The sequence below is a fragment of the Metapseudomonas cellulosilytica genome (assembly GCF_049334135.1).
In the GTDB taxonomy this organism is placed as follows: domain Bacteria; phylum Pseudomonadota; class Gammaproteobacteria; order Pseudomonadales; family Pseudomonadaceae; genus Metapseudomonas.
The window spans coordinates 20,268-31,776 of record NZ_JBHZGN010000043.1; the positions used below are offsets into that span (position 1 = coordinate 20,268).

The following is an 11,509-nucleotide window of genomic DNA, read 5'->3' on the forward strand; positions in this document are numbered from 1 at the left end:
TGGATAAAGTGCGTATAATGCGCCGCCATGACACGTCCCCGATCCCCCAAATCCCGCTCCAAACGCCGTCCCAGCGGCCTTCGCCCATGGCTGGGCTGGACCCTCAAGCTGGGCCTGGTAGGCCTGGTGGTGCTGGCTGGTTTCGCCATTTATCTCGACGCCGTGGTGCAGGAGAAATTCTCCGGCAAGCGCTGGACGGTCCCGGCCAAGGTCTACGCTCGGCCGTTGGAGCTGTTCGTCGGCCTGAAGTTGTCCAAGGATGACTTTCTCAAAGAGCTGGACGCCTTGGGCTACCGCCGTGAGAGCCTGTCCAACGGGCCGGGGGCCGCGTCGGTTGCCGGCAGCGCCGTCGAGCTGAATACCCGTGGTTTCCAGTTCTATGAAGGCGCCGAACCGGCCCAGCGCATAAGTGTGCGCTTTTCCGGGGACTACGTGGCCGGGCTGACCCAGGCCAACGGCGGCAACCTGGCGGTGGCGCGGCTGGAGCCGCTGCTGATCGGCGGCCTCTACCCGGCGCACCACGAGGATCGAGTGCTGATCAACCTGGACCAGGTGCCGGCCTACCTGGTGGAAACCCTGGTGGCGACTGAAGACCGCGAGTACTTCAATCACCACGGGGTGTCCATCAAGTCCATCGCTCGAGCCTTCTGGGTCAATACCACGGCCGGCGAATTGCGCCAGGGCGGCAGTACCCTGACCCAGCAGTTGGTGAAGAACTTCTACCTGACCAACGAACGCAGCATTTCCCGCAAGGCCACCGAGGCCATGATGGCGGTGCTGCTGGAGTTGCATTACGACAAGCGCGAGATCCTCGAGGCCTATCTCAACGAGGTGTTCCTCGGCCAGGATGGCCAGCGGGCCATCCATGGCTTCGGACTCGCCAGCCAGTATTACTTCAGCCAGCCGATCTCGGAGCTGAAGCTGCATCAGATCGCCATGCTGGTGGGTATGGTCAAAGGGCCGTCCTATTACAACCCGCGCCGTTACCCGGAGCGGGCGCTGGAACGCCGCAACCTGGTGATCGACCTGCTTGCCGAGCAGGGCGTGGTCACACCTGAGGAAGCCGCAGCCGCCAAGCAGAAGCCGCTTGGCGTCAGCCAGCGCGGTAGCCTGGCCGATAGCTCCTACCCGGCGTTCCTTGACCTGGTGAAGCGCCAGCTCCGCGAGGACTACCGCGAAGAGGACCTGACCGAAGAAGGACTGCGCATCTTCACCAGTTTCGACCCCATCTTGCAGTCCAAGGCGGAAACCTCGCTGAACGAAACGCTGAAGCGTCTCGAAGGCCGCAAGGGTGTTGACCAGGTCGAGTCGGCCATGGTGGTGAGCAACCCTGAAACCGGTGAGATCCAGGCGCTGATTGGCAGCCGGCAGCCGCGCTTTGCCGGCTTCAACCGCGCCGTGGATGCCGTGCGGCCCATCGGTTCGCTGATCAAGCCGGCTGTGTATCTCACTGCGCTGGAGCGCCCCAGCCAGTACACCCTGACCAGTTGGGTGGCCGACGAGCCGTTCTCGGTGAAGGGGCAGGATGGCCAGGTCTGGCGCCCGCAGAATTATGATCGCCGCGCCCATGGCACCATCTACCTGTATCAGGGGTTGGCCAACTCCTACAACTTGTCGACTGCCAAGCTCGGCCTGGAACTGGGCGTGCCCAATGTGCTCAAAACTCTCGAGAGGCTGGGCGTTTCCCGCGAATGGCCGGCCTACCCCTCGATGTTGCTGGGGGCCGGCGCGCTGACTCCGATGGAGGTGGCGACCATGTACCAGACCCTGGCCAATGGCGGTTTCAACACACCACTGCGGGCGATTCGCAGCGTGCTGACCTCCGAGGGTGAGCCGCTCAAACGTTATCCCTTCCAGATTCAGCAGCGCTTCGACCCGGGCGCCATCTACCTGGTGCAGAACGCCATGCAGCGCGTGATGCGCGAAGGTACGGCGCGTTCGGTGTACAGCCAGTTGCCGTCGTCACTGACGCTGGCAGGCAAGACCGGCACCACCAACGATTCGCGCGATAGCTGGTTCGCCGGCTTCAGCCAGGACCTGTTGGCCGTGGTCTGGCTGGGGCGTGATGATAACGGCAAGACCCCGTTGACCGGTGCTACCGGCGCATTGCAGGTCTGGACCAGCTTTATGCGCAAGGCCGATCCGCTGCCGCTGGACATGCCGATGCCGGACAACGTGGTACAGGCATGGATCGATCCGCACAGCGGCCAGGGATCGGACGCTAGCTGCCCCGGTGCCGTGCAGATGCCGTACATTCGTGGCAGCGAACCCGTCCCCGGCGCGCCTTGTGGCCTGGGAGCTCCCGTGGACTCGGTAATGGACTGGGTTCGCGGGTGGATGCAATGAACCGAGAGGATGAAACGTGAGTAAAGCCTGGATTCCCGCCCTTGCGGCAGTCACCCTGCTGGCTGGTTGTGCTTCCCCGCAGCGTGGCGCCATTCCCGTGGTTGACTCCGGCGCGCCCCTGTCCGAACTGGAGCACGGCGGCGCCAGCGGCGGCGGCTACAATCGGGCACCTGCCGCGCCGCGCAGTGTTCCCGAGGATTCCGGGGTCGTGGTCATGGTGCCCGGTGCCAGTTCCGGTTCGGCAGTCGCGGCTCCGGCTCCCAGTGCCCCCATCAGCGGCAGCATCACCAGTGGCGCCATTACCCCCGGCCCGATCACCAATGGCCCGGCGGCGGCCCCCAGCGCACCTGCCTATGGCGCTCCCGGTTACAGCGTTCCGAACTACAGTGCTCCGAACTACAGCGCCCCAACGCCGAGCACACCAAGCGGCATCCCGAGCAACAGCGGCGCCCTGGCCGCCGACGAGCAGCTCGACGGCCCCGTGCTGGCGCTGCTGACCGCAGCCCAGCAGCAGCAGGGTGGTGGCGATCTCAATGGCGCCGCCGCCAGCCTGGAGCGTGCCCAGCGCATTGCGCCTCGTGAGCCCCAGGTTCTCTTCCGTCTCGCCGAAGTGCGCCTGGCTCAGGGCGATGCCGCCCAGGCCGAGCAGTTCGCCCGCCGCGGCTTGACCTACGCGAACGGCCGCCCGGCCATGCAGGCCAGCTTGTGGGATCTGATCGCGCGCTCTCGCGAGCGCCAAGGCGACCCGTCCGGCGCCGCTTTGGCCCGTGAGCGGGCAAAGGTCAATCTCTGATGGACTCGCGCTGCGCTGCGGTGGCCGACCAGCTCCTGCTCATCGAGCGGGAGCTGCGTGGCCTTGGCTGGTGGGCTGAAGTGGCGCCCAGTGCGGATGCCCTGGCCAGCCAGACGCCGTTCTGTGTGGATACCTTGGCCTTCGAAGAGTGGCTGCAGTGGATCTTTCTGCCGCGCATGAAGATCATCCTCGAGAACGATCTGGAGCTTCCTCATGCGTCTGGAATCCGCGCCATGGCGGAGGAGGTCTATCGGGATCGGGCTGCTGAGGTGGGCGGTTTGCTGGAGGCACTGGGTGCCTTCGATCGGCTGATAGGCCAGGCGAGTTGAGGCGTCGCCTCACTCGCAGTTTTCGCGAATCGCCTTTTCGGCGTCCTTGATCCGCGATTGCCGCTCTTCTTCCTTCAGGCGGCGCACTTCTCCATTTTCTTCCGTCCGTAGACGCGGGTTGTTCTGCAATTGCGCCAGGTTGGTGCGGATGGTCTCGCAGTACTTGCGGCGTTCCGCCTCCTGGGATGCGACTTTCGCCTTCACCTTCTCATCGATGGCCTTCTGGTCCCCCATCGGTTCGTTCTTCGGCAGGCTGGCCTCGGGCTTGGGTTGCTCGCTGTCCAGGCGCGGCAAGGATGGGCGCGGCTTGGGTATCGAGGTGTTCACCGTGGTGGCTGCCTGGCCCTCGGGCGGTTGCGCGCCGAAATGAGTGATGCCTTGGGCGTCGACCCATTTGTAGACCTGGCTGGCCATGGCGGAGCTGGCCATTACCAGCAGCAGGCTGCCAGCGAGAATCATGCGATGCATGCGGTTTCCTTCTGATGGCGGAGAATCCTCCGGTAACTATAACCAAAAGCCGTCGACCTTGATCCTGCGTCGCGTCACAGCAATCCAAGCAATATTCCGCAACGGATCACTTGACTTGTCCGTTCCTAATCCGAAGAATCCAGGGTTCGCTGTTCCAGTGGGCCGGCCGCAAGTCGGAAGCTGTAGCAGTCGATGAGGTGCACACCCGCGCCGACCTGTAACACCCGCAACGCGTTACCTCGCGCTGGGTGGGAAAGCCCCGCAACAACTCTCAGGGGCGGACCCAATGCTTGTTCAGTCAGTAGCTGACGTAGTCGGCGACCACCAGTCGCTCACGCGCTGCTAGCAAGCAAACCTATTCAGGCCGTCCGGTCGCGGGCGGTTTTCTGGCGTTCTAGAGGTGAAAAACGTGGAGCTTTTATCTGGCGCTGAAATGGTCGTCCGCTCGCTGCGTGACGAAGGCGTTAAGTACATCTATGGGTACCCGGGTGGTGCCCTCCTGCATATCTATGATGCCCTGTTCAAGGAAAACGACGTGACCCACATCCTGGTCCGTCATGAGCAGGCTGCTACCCATATGGCCGACGGCTACGCCCGCGCCACCGGCAAACCCGGTGTGGTGCTGGTGACTTCCGGCCCCGGCGCAACCAATGCCGTCACCGGCATCGCCACCGCCTACATGGACTCCATCCCGATGGTGATCCTGTCCGGCCAGGTGCCGAGCAATATGGTCGGTACCGATGCCTTCCAGGAAACCGACATGGTCGGTATATCCCGCCCGATCGTGAAGCACAGCTTCATCATCAAGCATCCCTCGGAAATCCCCGAGGTGATCAAGAAGGCGTTCTATATCGCCCAGTCCGGCCGTCCCGGCCCGGTGGTCGTCGACATTCCGAAGGACATGGGTGACCCCACCCAGAAGTTCGAATACAGCTACCCGAAAAAGGTCAAGCTGCGTTCCTACAGCCCGGCGGTCCGCGGCCACTCCGGCCAGATCCGCAAGGCTGCCGAGATGCTCCTGGCCGCCAAGCGCCCGATCATGTACGCCGGTGGTGGCGTGATCATGGGTGGCGCATCCGAGCAGCTCACCGAGCTGGCGAAGATGCTCAACCTGCCGGTCACCAATACCCTGATGGGTCTTGGCGCCTTCCCGGGCACCGACCGCCAGTTCGTCGGCATGCTGGGCATGCACGGCAGCTACACCGCCAACCTGGCGATGCACCACTCCGACGTGATCCTGGCCGTCGGCGCGCGCTTCGATGACCGCGTCATCAATGGCGCCGCCAAGTTCTGCCCGAACGCCAAGATCATCCATGTCGACATCGACCCGGCGTCGATCTCCAAGACCATCAAGGCCGACATCCCGATCGTGGGGCCGGTGGACAGCGTGCTGTCCGAGATGGTCGCCATCCTCAAGGAAATCGGCGAGACCCCGAACAAGGACACCGTCGCCGCCTGGTGGAAGCAGATCGACGAGTGGCGCGCCGGTGGCGACCTGTTCCCTTATGACAAGGGTGACGGCAGCATCATCAAGCCGCAGAGCGTGATCGAAACCCTCTGGGAAGTGACCAAGGGCGATGCCTACATCACCTCCGATGTGGGCCAGCACCAGATGTTCGCGGCGCAGTACTACCGCTTCGACAAGCCCAATCGCTGGATCAACTCCGGTGGCCTGGGCACCATGGGCTTCGGTTTCCCGGCGGCCATGGGCATCAAGCTGAACTTCCCGGAAATCGATGTGGCGTGCGTTACCGGCGAAGGCAGCATCCAGATGAACATTCAGGAGCTGTCGACCTGCCTGCAGTACGACCTGCCGGTGAAGATCGTCAACCTGAACAACGGTGCGCTGGGCATGGTCCGCCAGTGGCAGGACATGCAGTACAACAGCCGTTACTCGCACTCCTACATGGAATCGCTGCCTGATTTCGTCAAGCTGGCCGAGGCCTATGGCCACGTCGGCATTCGCGTGACCGATCCGAAGGATCTGAAGGCGAAGATGGAAGAGGCGTTCGCGCTGAAGAACCGTCTGGTGTTCCTCGACATCCAGGTCGATGCCAGCGAGCACGTCTACCCGATGCAGATCCGGGAAGGCGCCATGCGCGACATGTGGCTGAGCAAGACGGAGCGGACCTGAACATGCGACACATCATCTCCCTGCTGCTGGAAAACGAGCCAGGCGCCCTGTCCCGCGTAGTCGGCCTCTTTTCCCAGCGCAACTACAACATCGAAAGCCTGACTGTAGCTCCGACCGAAGACCCGACCTTGTCGCGTCTGACCCTGACCACTGTCGGCCACGATGAGGTAATCGAGCAGATCACCAAGAACCTCAACAAGCTGATCGAAGTGGTCAAGCTGGTGAACCTGTCGGAGAGCGCTCACATCGAGCGCGAACTGATGCTGGTCAAGGTCAAGGCCACCGGCGCCCAGCGCGCCGAGGTCAAGCGCACCACCGACATCTTCCGCGGCCAGATCGTCGACGTTACCAGCAGCGTCTACACGATCCAGCTGGCGGGCACCAGCGACAAGCTGGACAGCTTCATCCAGGCCATCGGCACCAGCTCGATCCTGGAAACCGTACGCAGTGGCGTCACCGGGATTTCCCGTGGCGACAAAGTGCTGACGATCTGATCGCGCTCATGAAAAACCCCGCCTGGTGCGGGGTTTTTTATTGCCCGGATTTTACTGGCGGCGATTCCAGAAGGCTGCGATCAGCGGGTCCTTGAGGCGTTTTTCCAGGGCGAACAGGCCGATGTCGTAGGCGGCCAATGGCGGCTGGATATCGTAGATGCGGATGCGTGCGGTCAGTGGACTGTTGTCGAGCACGATCTGCGGAACCACGCCGATACCGAACCCCAGGCTCACCATGCTGACGATGGCCTCGTTGCCGCTCACCTGGGCATAGATGCGCGGCTTGATGCCGTGGCTTTTCAGCCAGCGGTCGGTCCGGGTCCGGGCCAGGCCTTCTTCCGAGAGAATCATCGGTACGTCCTTCCAGCTCTGCGCCGAGGGCTGCCTCCGTTGTTCTTCTGTCAGCAGTTGAGGTGACTGTGGTCCGATGAAGCGCAGCTCCGAGCGGGTAATCGACTGGAAGTCGACGCCGGCTGGCAGGTTGTCGGGTCGGGCACCGATGGCAAGGTCCTCCAGTCCTTGTTGCACCCGCTCGACGGCCCTTGCGGGGTCGCCGGTGTGCAGTTTCATTTCGATGCGGGGGTAGTCCAGGCGGAAGCTGCTCAGGATGTCGTAGAGGAAGCTGTAGCTCGCCGTCACCGAGCAATACAGGGAGAGTTCGCCGTGCAGGTCCAATTGGTCCTGCATGAGTCGTTGGCGGATGGCATGCCAGCCGCTCATGGCCTCGCTCGCGTATTCGCGGAACTGCTGCCCCTCGCGGGTCAGTTGAACTGAGCGACTGTCGCGCACGAACAGTGGTGCGCCGAGTTCGTCCTCGAGTTGCTTGATGCTGCGACTGAGCGCGGAGGGGCTGACATGCTGCTCGCGGCTGGTTTTGCCGAAGTGCAGGTTGTCTGCCAGGGAAAGAAAGAGCTTGAGGGAGTGGCTGTCCATGAGCGTTTCTCATATCGGCACATTGCGTTGCGAATATATCATTTTACGCAATGGATCAGATCGCTTAATGTGCCCTTGTCGCGGTGCGCGCACCCCCATCCCTTTCGTTATAAAAGAGTCAGGAACATGAAAGTTTATTACGACAAAGACTGTGACCTCTCGATCATCCAGGGCAAGAAAGTAGCCATCATCGGTTACGGCTCCCAGGGTCATGCCCATGCCTGCAACCTGAAAGACTCCGGCGTTGACGTTACCGTCGGCCTGCGTCCGGGTTCCGCCACCGTTGCCAAGGCCGAGGCCCATGGCCTGACCGTCAAGAGCGTGCCGGAAGCCGTTGCCGCTGCTGACCTGGTCATGATCCTGACTCCGGACGAGTTCCAGTCCAAGCTGTACAAGGAAGAAGTCGAGCCGAACCTGAAGAAGGGCGCCACCCTGGCCTTCGCTCACGGCTTCGCCATCCACTACAACCAGGTTGTACCGCGTGCCGACCTCGACGTGATCATGATCGCGCCGAAGGCCCCGGGCCACACCGTGCGCTCCGAGTTCGTCAAGGGCGGCGGCATCCCTGACCTGGTAGCCATCTACCAGGACGCTTCCGGCAACGCCAAGAACGTTGCCCTGTCCTACGCCTGTGGCGTGGGCGGCGGCCGTACCGGCATCATCGAAACCACCTTCAAGGACGAGACCGAAACCGACCTGTTCGGTGAGCAGGCCGTTCTCTGTGGTGGCTGCGTAGAGCTGGTGAAAGCCGGTTTCGAAACCCTGGTCGAAGCCGGCTACGCGCCGGAAATGGCCTACTTCGAGTGCCTGCACGAGCTGAAGCTGATCGTCGACCTGATGTACGAAGGCGGCATCGCCAACATGAACTACTCGATCTCCAACAATGCCGAGTACGGTGAATACGTAACCGGTCCTGAGGTCATCAACGCCGAATCCCGCCAGGCCATGCGCAACGCCCTGAAGCGCATCCAGGACGGCGAATACGCCAAGATGTTCATCCAGGAAGGTGCTTCGAACTACGCGTCGATGACTGCCTACCGCCGCAACAACGCTGCCCACCCGATCGAGCAGGTCGGTGAGCGTCTGCGCGCGATGATGCCGTGGATCTCCGCCAACAAGATCGTCGACAAGTCCAAGAACTAAGGTCTTATCCCGATCCGAAAGAACGCGGCCTAGGCCGCGTTCTTTCGTTTTGGCGGTAGGGTTCTGGTATAAAGCCTGTTTGCCGGGCGGCGCATTCCAGAGTCCGTCCACTACATTTCGTATTCGTTGCAAGGATGTTGTTCATGAGTGAACGTCCCGAAGAGCCGAATCAGCCCACCGAAAATGACAGCCTGCTGCCCATCGACGAGCACGTCGAGGAAGGTCAGGATGCGGAAGGGCGCAAGGTTCGGCATCGCGGTATCTACCTGCTGCCCAACTTGTTCACCACCGCCAACCTGTTTGCCGGCTTCTACGCCATCGTCAACGCCATGAACGGCAACTTCTCGGTGGCCGCCGCCACCGTTTTCGTCGCCATGGTCCTGGATAGCCTCGATGGCCGGGTTGCCCGCCTCACCAATACCCAGAGCGCCTTCGGTGCCGAGTATGACTCGCTGTCGGACATGGTCGCCTTCGGCGTTGCTCCCGCCCTGCTGGCGTTCGAGTGGGCATTGAGTGGCCTGGGTAGCGTCGGTCTCACGGTCGCCTTCATCTACGTGGCGGGCGCTGCCTTGCGTCTGGCGCGCTTCAATACCCAGATCGGCAAGGTGGACAAGCGCTATTTCATCGGCCTGGCCAGTCCCGCGGCAGCGGGTGTGGTGGCCGGGACCGTCTGGGCCTTCAGTGACTTCGGCATCAAAGGCTCGAACATGTCGTTCATCGTCGCCCTGCTGGTCGCACTGGCCGGTATGCTGATGGTGAGCAACATCAAGTTCTACAGCTTCAAGGACCTGGACCTGAAGGGGCGCGTTCCTTTCGTGGCGATCCTGGTGGTGGTGCTGGTATTCGCCGTGGTCTTCAGCGATCCGCCGCGTATCCTCTTGCTGATCTTCCTGGCTTACGCCGCATCCGGCCCGGTGCAATACTTGCTCCAGCTGCGCCGCCGCAAGCAGGCCGAGTGATGTAATTTCCTCGCGGCTCCGCAGTCTACTGGGCATTCCAGCCCGAATTGCGGAGCCGTCATGCTGATCCAGATCCCCCCTTCGTCCGCCTGCCGCGAGCACGAAGTCACTCCCGAATCCCTCTACCTCTCCCGCCGCCGCCTCCTCGTAGCCGCAGGTGGTCTGGCTGCCATGGCCGCATTACCGGTCGGGGCCCAGGATGCTTCTGTCTATCCGGACGTAGAAGCGGCCCAGGCACCTGGCTGGTTCTCCGAGAAGCTCACCGCCACCCGCTGGCAGGCGGTGACGCCAGGTAATGAGTCGGTCACCCCGTTTCGGGATGCGACCCACTACAACAACTTCTACGAGTTCGGTTCCAACAAGGGCGACCCGGCGCGCTACGCGGAGAAGATGCGCATTGAGCCTTGGACTGTGCGCATAGATGGAGAGGTGGGCAAGCCGGGCACCTATTCGGTCGAGGACCTGGTCAAGCCCCACGGGTTGGAGGAGCGCATCTATCGGCTGCGTTGTGTCGAGGCCTGGTCAATGGTCATCCCTTGGCTGGGGTTCCCCCTGGCGGAATTGCTCAGGCGTGTCGAGCCGACGAGCAAGGCCAGGTACGTCAGCTTCGAGACCCGATTGGCGTCGGAGGAAATGGCCGGGGTGCGCTCCGGTTTTTCCTTGATCGACTGGCCCTATGTCGAAGGCCTGCGATTGGACGAGGCCATGCACCCGCTGACTATTCTGGCCGTCGGCATGTACGGTCGCGTGCTGCCCAACCAGAATGGAGCGCCGCTGCGCCTGGTGGTGCCGTGGAAGTACGGCTTCAAGAGCATCAAGTCGATAGTGCGGATCAGTCTGGTCAGCGAGCAGCCGCGCACCACGTGGGAGTCCATCGCGCCGGAGGAATATGGCTTCTATTCGAACGTCAATCCCGAGGTGGATCATCCCCGCTGGAGCCAGGCTCATGAACGGCGCCTTCCCAGCGGGCTATTCAGCCCGAATATCGTGCCTACACGCATGTTCAACGGCTATGACGAAGTGGCCAGCCTCTATACCGGGCTGGATCTGAGGAAATACTACTGATGCGTTTCAGGCTCTGGAGGCTTTTCATATTTCTGGTGGCGCCAATTCCGGTGGGGCTCTGGCTTTATCAGGCGTGGATTTTCGCCCTGGGGCCTGACCCGGGAAAGGTACTGGTCGACCGGCTCGGCCTGGGAGCACTGTGGTTGCTGCTGATCACCCTGTCCATGACACCGCTGCAGAAGTTGACCCGCTGGGGAGGTTGGATAGCCGGGCGCCGTCAATTGGGGCTCTGGTGCTTTACCTATGTGGTGTTGCATATCAGTGGCTACGCCGTGTTCCTGCTTGGCCTGGATATGCAGCAATTACTGATCGACTTGGGCAAGCGTCCTTACATCTTCGTGGGAGCATTGGGGTTCAGTGGTTTGCTGGCCCTGGCCGTCACGTCCAACCGCTTCAGCATCCGGCGGTTGGGTAAGCGTTGGAAGCAATTGCATCGACTGGTTTACGCCATTCTCGCAATCGCGTTGCTGCATATGCTCTGGGTGGTGCGTGCGGACATGGCCGAGTGGTCTGGTTACGCTCTCGCCGGCGCTCTACTCATGCTATTGCGGGCACCGTCGCTGGTTCGCCTGTTGCCGAAGGTGGGGCGGGGTGCCCAGGAGGGATGACAAAAAGATTTCAATTAACGGTTGACGGCAGCTTTTGCATCCCTATAATGCGCACCACTTCCGGCGCAGTCGCCAAGCAAAACTCCTTGATAATCAATGAGTTAGGTGAGTGGTGAGGGTGTCGGAAGGTTCTGCTTCGAAGTGTTCGCTTCTGGCGAATGAGGTGGAAAAAGAGGTGTTGACAGCGGGTTTGAACGCTGTAGAATTCGCCTCCCGCTGACGAGAAGAGTGAATCGG

The 11,509-nt window shown here is 61.9% G+C and carries 11 protein-coding genes; 9 read left to right on the forward strand and 2 right to left on the reverse strand.

Annotated features, from left to right (window positions below; all coding sequences use genetic code 11):
• Positions 1 to 27: 27 nt before the first annotated feature.
• From mrcB to ACFW0H_RS29355, 3 genes are read left to right on the forward strand one after another with little or no spacing between them, the layout of a single operon-like run.
• Complete coding sequence (mrcB, locus tag ACFW0H_RS29345) at positions 28 to 2,346, forward strand: penicillin-binding protein 1B (protein WP_422917352.1); 2,319 nt, start codon at positions 28 to 30, stop codon at positions 2,344 to 2,346.
• A 16-nt stretch (positions 2,347 to 2,362) separates the two neighbouring features.
• Positions 2,363 to 3,139 (forward strand): tetratricopeptide repeat protein, encoded by a 777-nt coding sequence (locus ACFW0H_RS29350; protein WP_422917353.1) that lies wholly within the window; start codon positions 2,363 to 2,365, stop codon positions 3,137 to 3,139.
• The gene (locus ACFW0H_RS29355) at positions 3,139 to 3,468 is read left to right on the forward strand and encodes a YqcC family protein (RefSeq protein ID WP_422917354.1); all 330 of its coding nucleotides are present in this window, start codon (positions 3,139 to 3,141) and stop codon (positions 3,466 to 3,468) included. Before ACFW0H_RS29350 ends, ACFW0H_RS29355 begins: the two co-directional genes overlap by 1 nt.
• A gap of 9 nt (positions 3,469 to 3,477) precedes the next feature.
• Here ACFW0H_RS29355 and ACFW0H_RS29360 read toward each other — a convergent pair whose 3' ends face one another.
• Positions 3,478 to 3,936 carry a DUF4124 domain-containing protein gene (locus ACFW0H_RS29360; protein WP_422917355.1) on the reverse strand — a complete coding sequence of 153 codons (459 nt, stop codon included), beginning with the start codon at positions 3,934 to 3,936 and terminating at the stop codon, positions 3,478 to 3,480.
• A gap of 409 nt (positions 3,937 to 4,345) precedes the next feature.
• Between ACFW0H_RS29360 and ACFW0H_RS29365 the strand changes: the two genes are divergently transcribed.
• Together ACFW0H_RS29365 and ilvN are read left to right on the forward strand one after the other, a co-directional pair.
• On the forward strand, positions 4,346 to 6,070 hold the full coding sequence (locus ACFW0H_RS29365; RefSeq protein ID WP_422917356.1) for an acetolactate synthase 3 large subunit: 1,725 nt from the start codon (positions 4,346 to 4,348) through the stop codon (positions 6,068 to 6,070).
• Between the two features lie 2 nt (positions 6,071 to 6,072).
• The gene (gene ilvN, locus ACFW0H_RS29370; RefSeq protein ID WP_151136916.1) at positions 6,073 to 6,564 is read left to right on the forward strand and encodes an acetolactate synthase small subunit; all 492 of its coding nucleotides are present in this window, start codon (positions 6,073 to 6,075) and stop codon (positions 6,562 to 6,564) included.
• A gap of 51 nt (positions 6,565 to 6,615) precedes the next feature.
• Here ilvN and ilvY read toward each other — a convergent pair whose 3' ends face one another.
• A complete protein-coding gene (ilvY, locus tag ACFW0H_RS29375; protein WP_422917357.1) occupies positions 6,616 to 7,497 on the reverse strand; it encodes an HTH-type transcriptional activator IlvY in 882 nt (293 codons plus the stop codon).
• Here ilvY and ilvC point away from each other — a divergent pair.
• The 4 genes from ilvC (at position 7,420) to msrQ (ending at position 11,272) form a co-directional block, all read left to right on the forward strand.
• Complete coding sequence (gene ilvC / locus ACFW0H_RS29380; RefSeq protein WP_422917358.1) at positions 7,420 to 8,640, forward strand: ketol-acid reductoisomerase; 1,221 nt, start codon at positions 7,420 to 7,422, stop codon at positions 8,638 to 8,640. The genes ilvY and ilvC overlap by 78 nt on opposite strands.
• Before the next feature lie 143 nt (positions 8,641 to 8,783).
• Positions 8,784 to 9,599, forward strand: a complete 816-nt coding sequence (pssA, locus tag ACFW0H_RS29385) for a CDP-diacylglycerol--serine O-phosphatidyltransferase (protein WP_422917359.1) — start codon at positions 8,784 to 8,786, stop codon at positions 9,597 to 9,599.
• 60 nt (positions 9,600 to 9,659) lie between these two features.
• A complete protein-coding gene (gene msrP, locus ACFW0H_RS29390; RefSeq protein ID WP_422917360.1) occupies positions 9,660 to 10,664 on the forward strand; it encodes a protein-methionine-sulfoxide reductase catalytic subunit MsrP in 1,005 nt (334 codons plus the stop codon).
• On the forward strand, positions 10,664 to 11,272 hold the full coding sequence (gene msrQ / locus ACFW0H_RS29395) for a protein-methionine-sulfoxide reductase heme-binding subunit MsrQ (RefSeq protein WP_422917361.1): 609 nt from the start codon (positions 10,664 to 10,666) through the stop codon (positions 11,270 to 11,272). Before msrP ends, msrQ begins: the two co-directional genes overlap by 1 nt.
• Positions 11,273 to 11,509: the final 237 nt, after the last annotated feature.

Excerpts from the sequence above, each read along its gene's own strand:
- ilvY (WP_422917357.1), bottom strand. The coding sequence starts at position 7,497 with ATGGACAGCCACTCCCTCAAGCTCTTTCTTTCCCTGGCAGACAACCTG.
- msrP (WP_422917360.1), top strand. The coding sequence starts at position 9,660 with ATGCTGATCCAGATCCCCCCTTCGTCCGCCTGCCGCGAGCACGAAGTC.
- mrcB (WP_422917352.1), top strand. The coding sequence starts at position 28 with ATGACACGTCCCCGATCCCCCAAATCCCGCTCCAAACGCCGTCCCAGC.
- pssA (WP_422917359.1), top strand. The coding sequence starts at position 8,784 with ATGAGTGAACGTCCCGAAGAGCCGAATCAGCCCACCGAAAATGACAGC.
- ilvC (WP_422917358.1), top strand. The coding sequence starts at position 7,420 with ATGCTGCTCGCGGCTGGTTTTGCCGAAGTGCAGGTTGTCTGCCAGGGA.
- msrQ (WP_422917361.1), top strand. The coding sequence starts at position 10,664 with ATGCGTTTCAGGCTCTGGAGGCTTTTCATATTTCTGGTGGCGCCAATT.
- ilvN (WP_151136916.1), top strand. The coding sequence starts at position 6,073 with ATGCGACACATCATCTCCCTGCTGCTGGAAAACGAGCCAGGCGCCCTG.
- ACFW0H_RS29355 (WP_422917354.1), top strand. The coding sequence starts at position 3,139 with ATGGACTCGCGCTGCGCTGCGGTGGCCGACCAGCTCCTGCTCATCGAG.
- ACFW0H_RS29360 (WP_422917355.1), bottom strand. The coding sequence starts at position 3,936 with ATGCATCGCATGATTCTCGCTGGCAGCCTGCTGCTGGTAATGGCCAGC.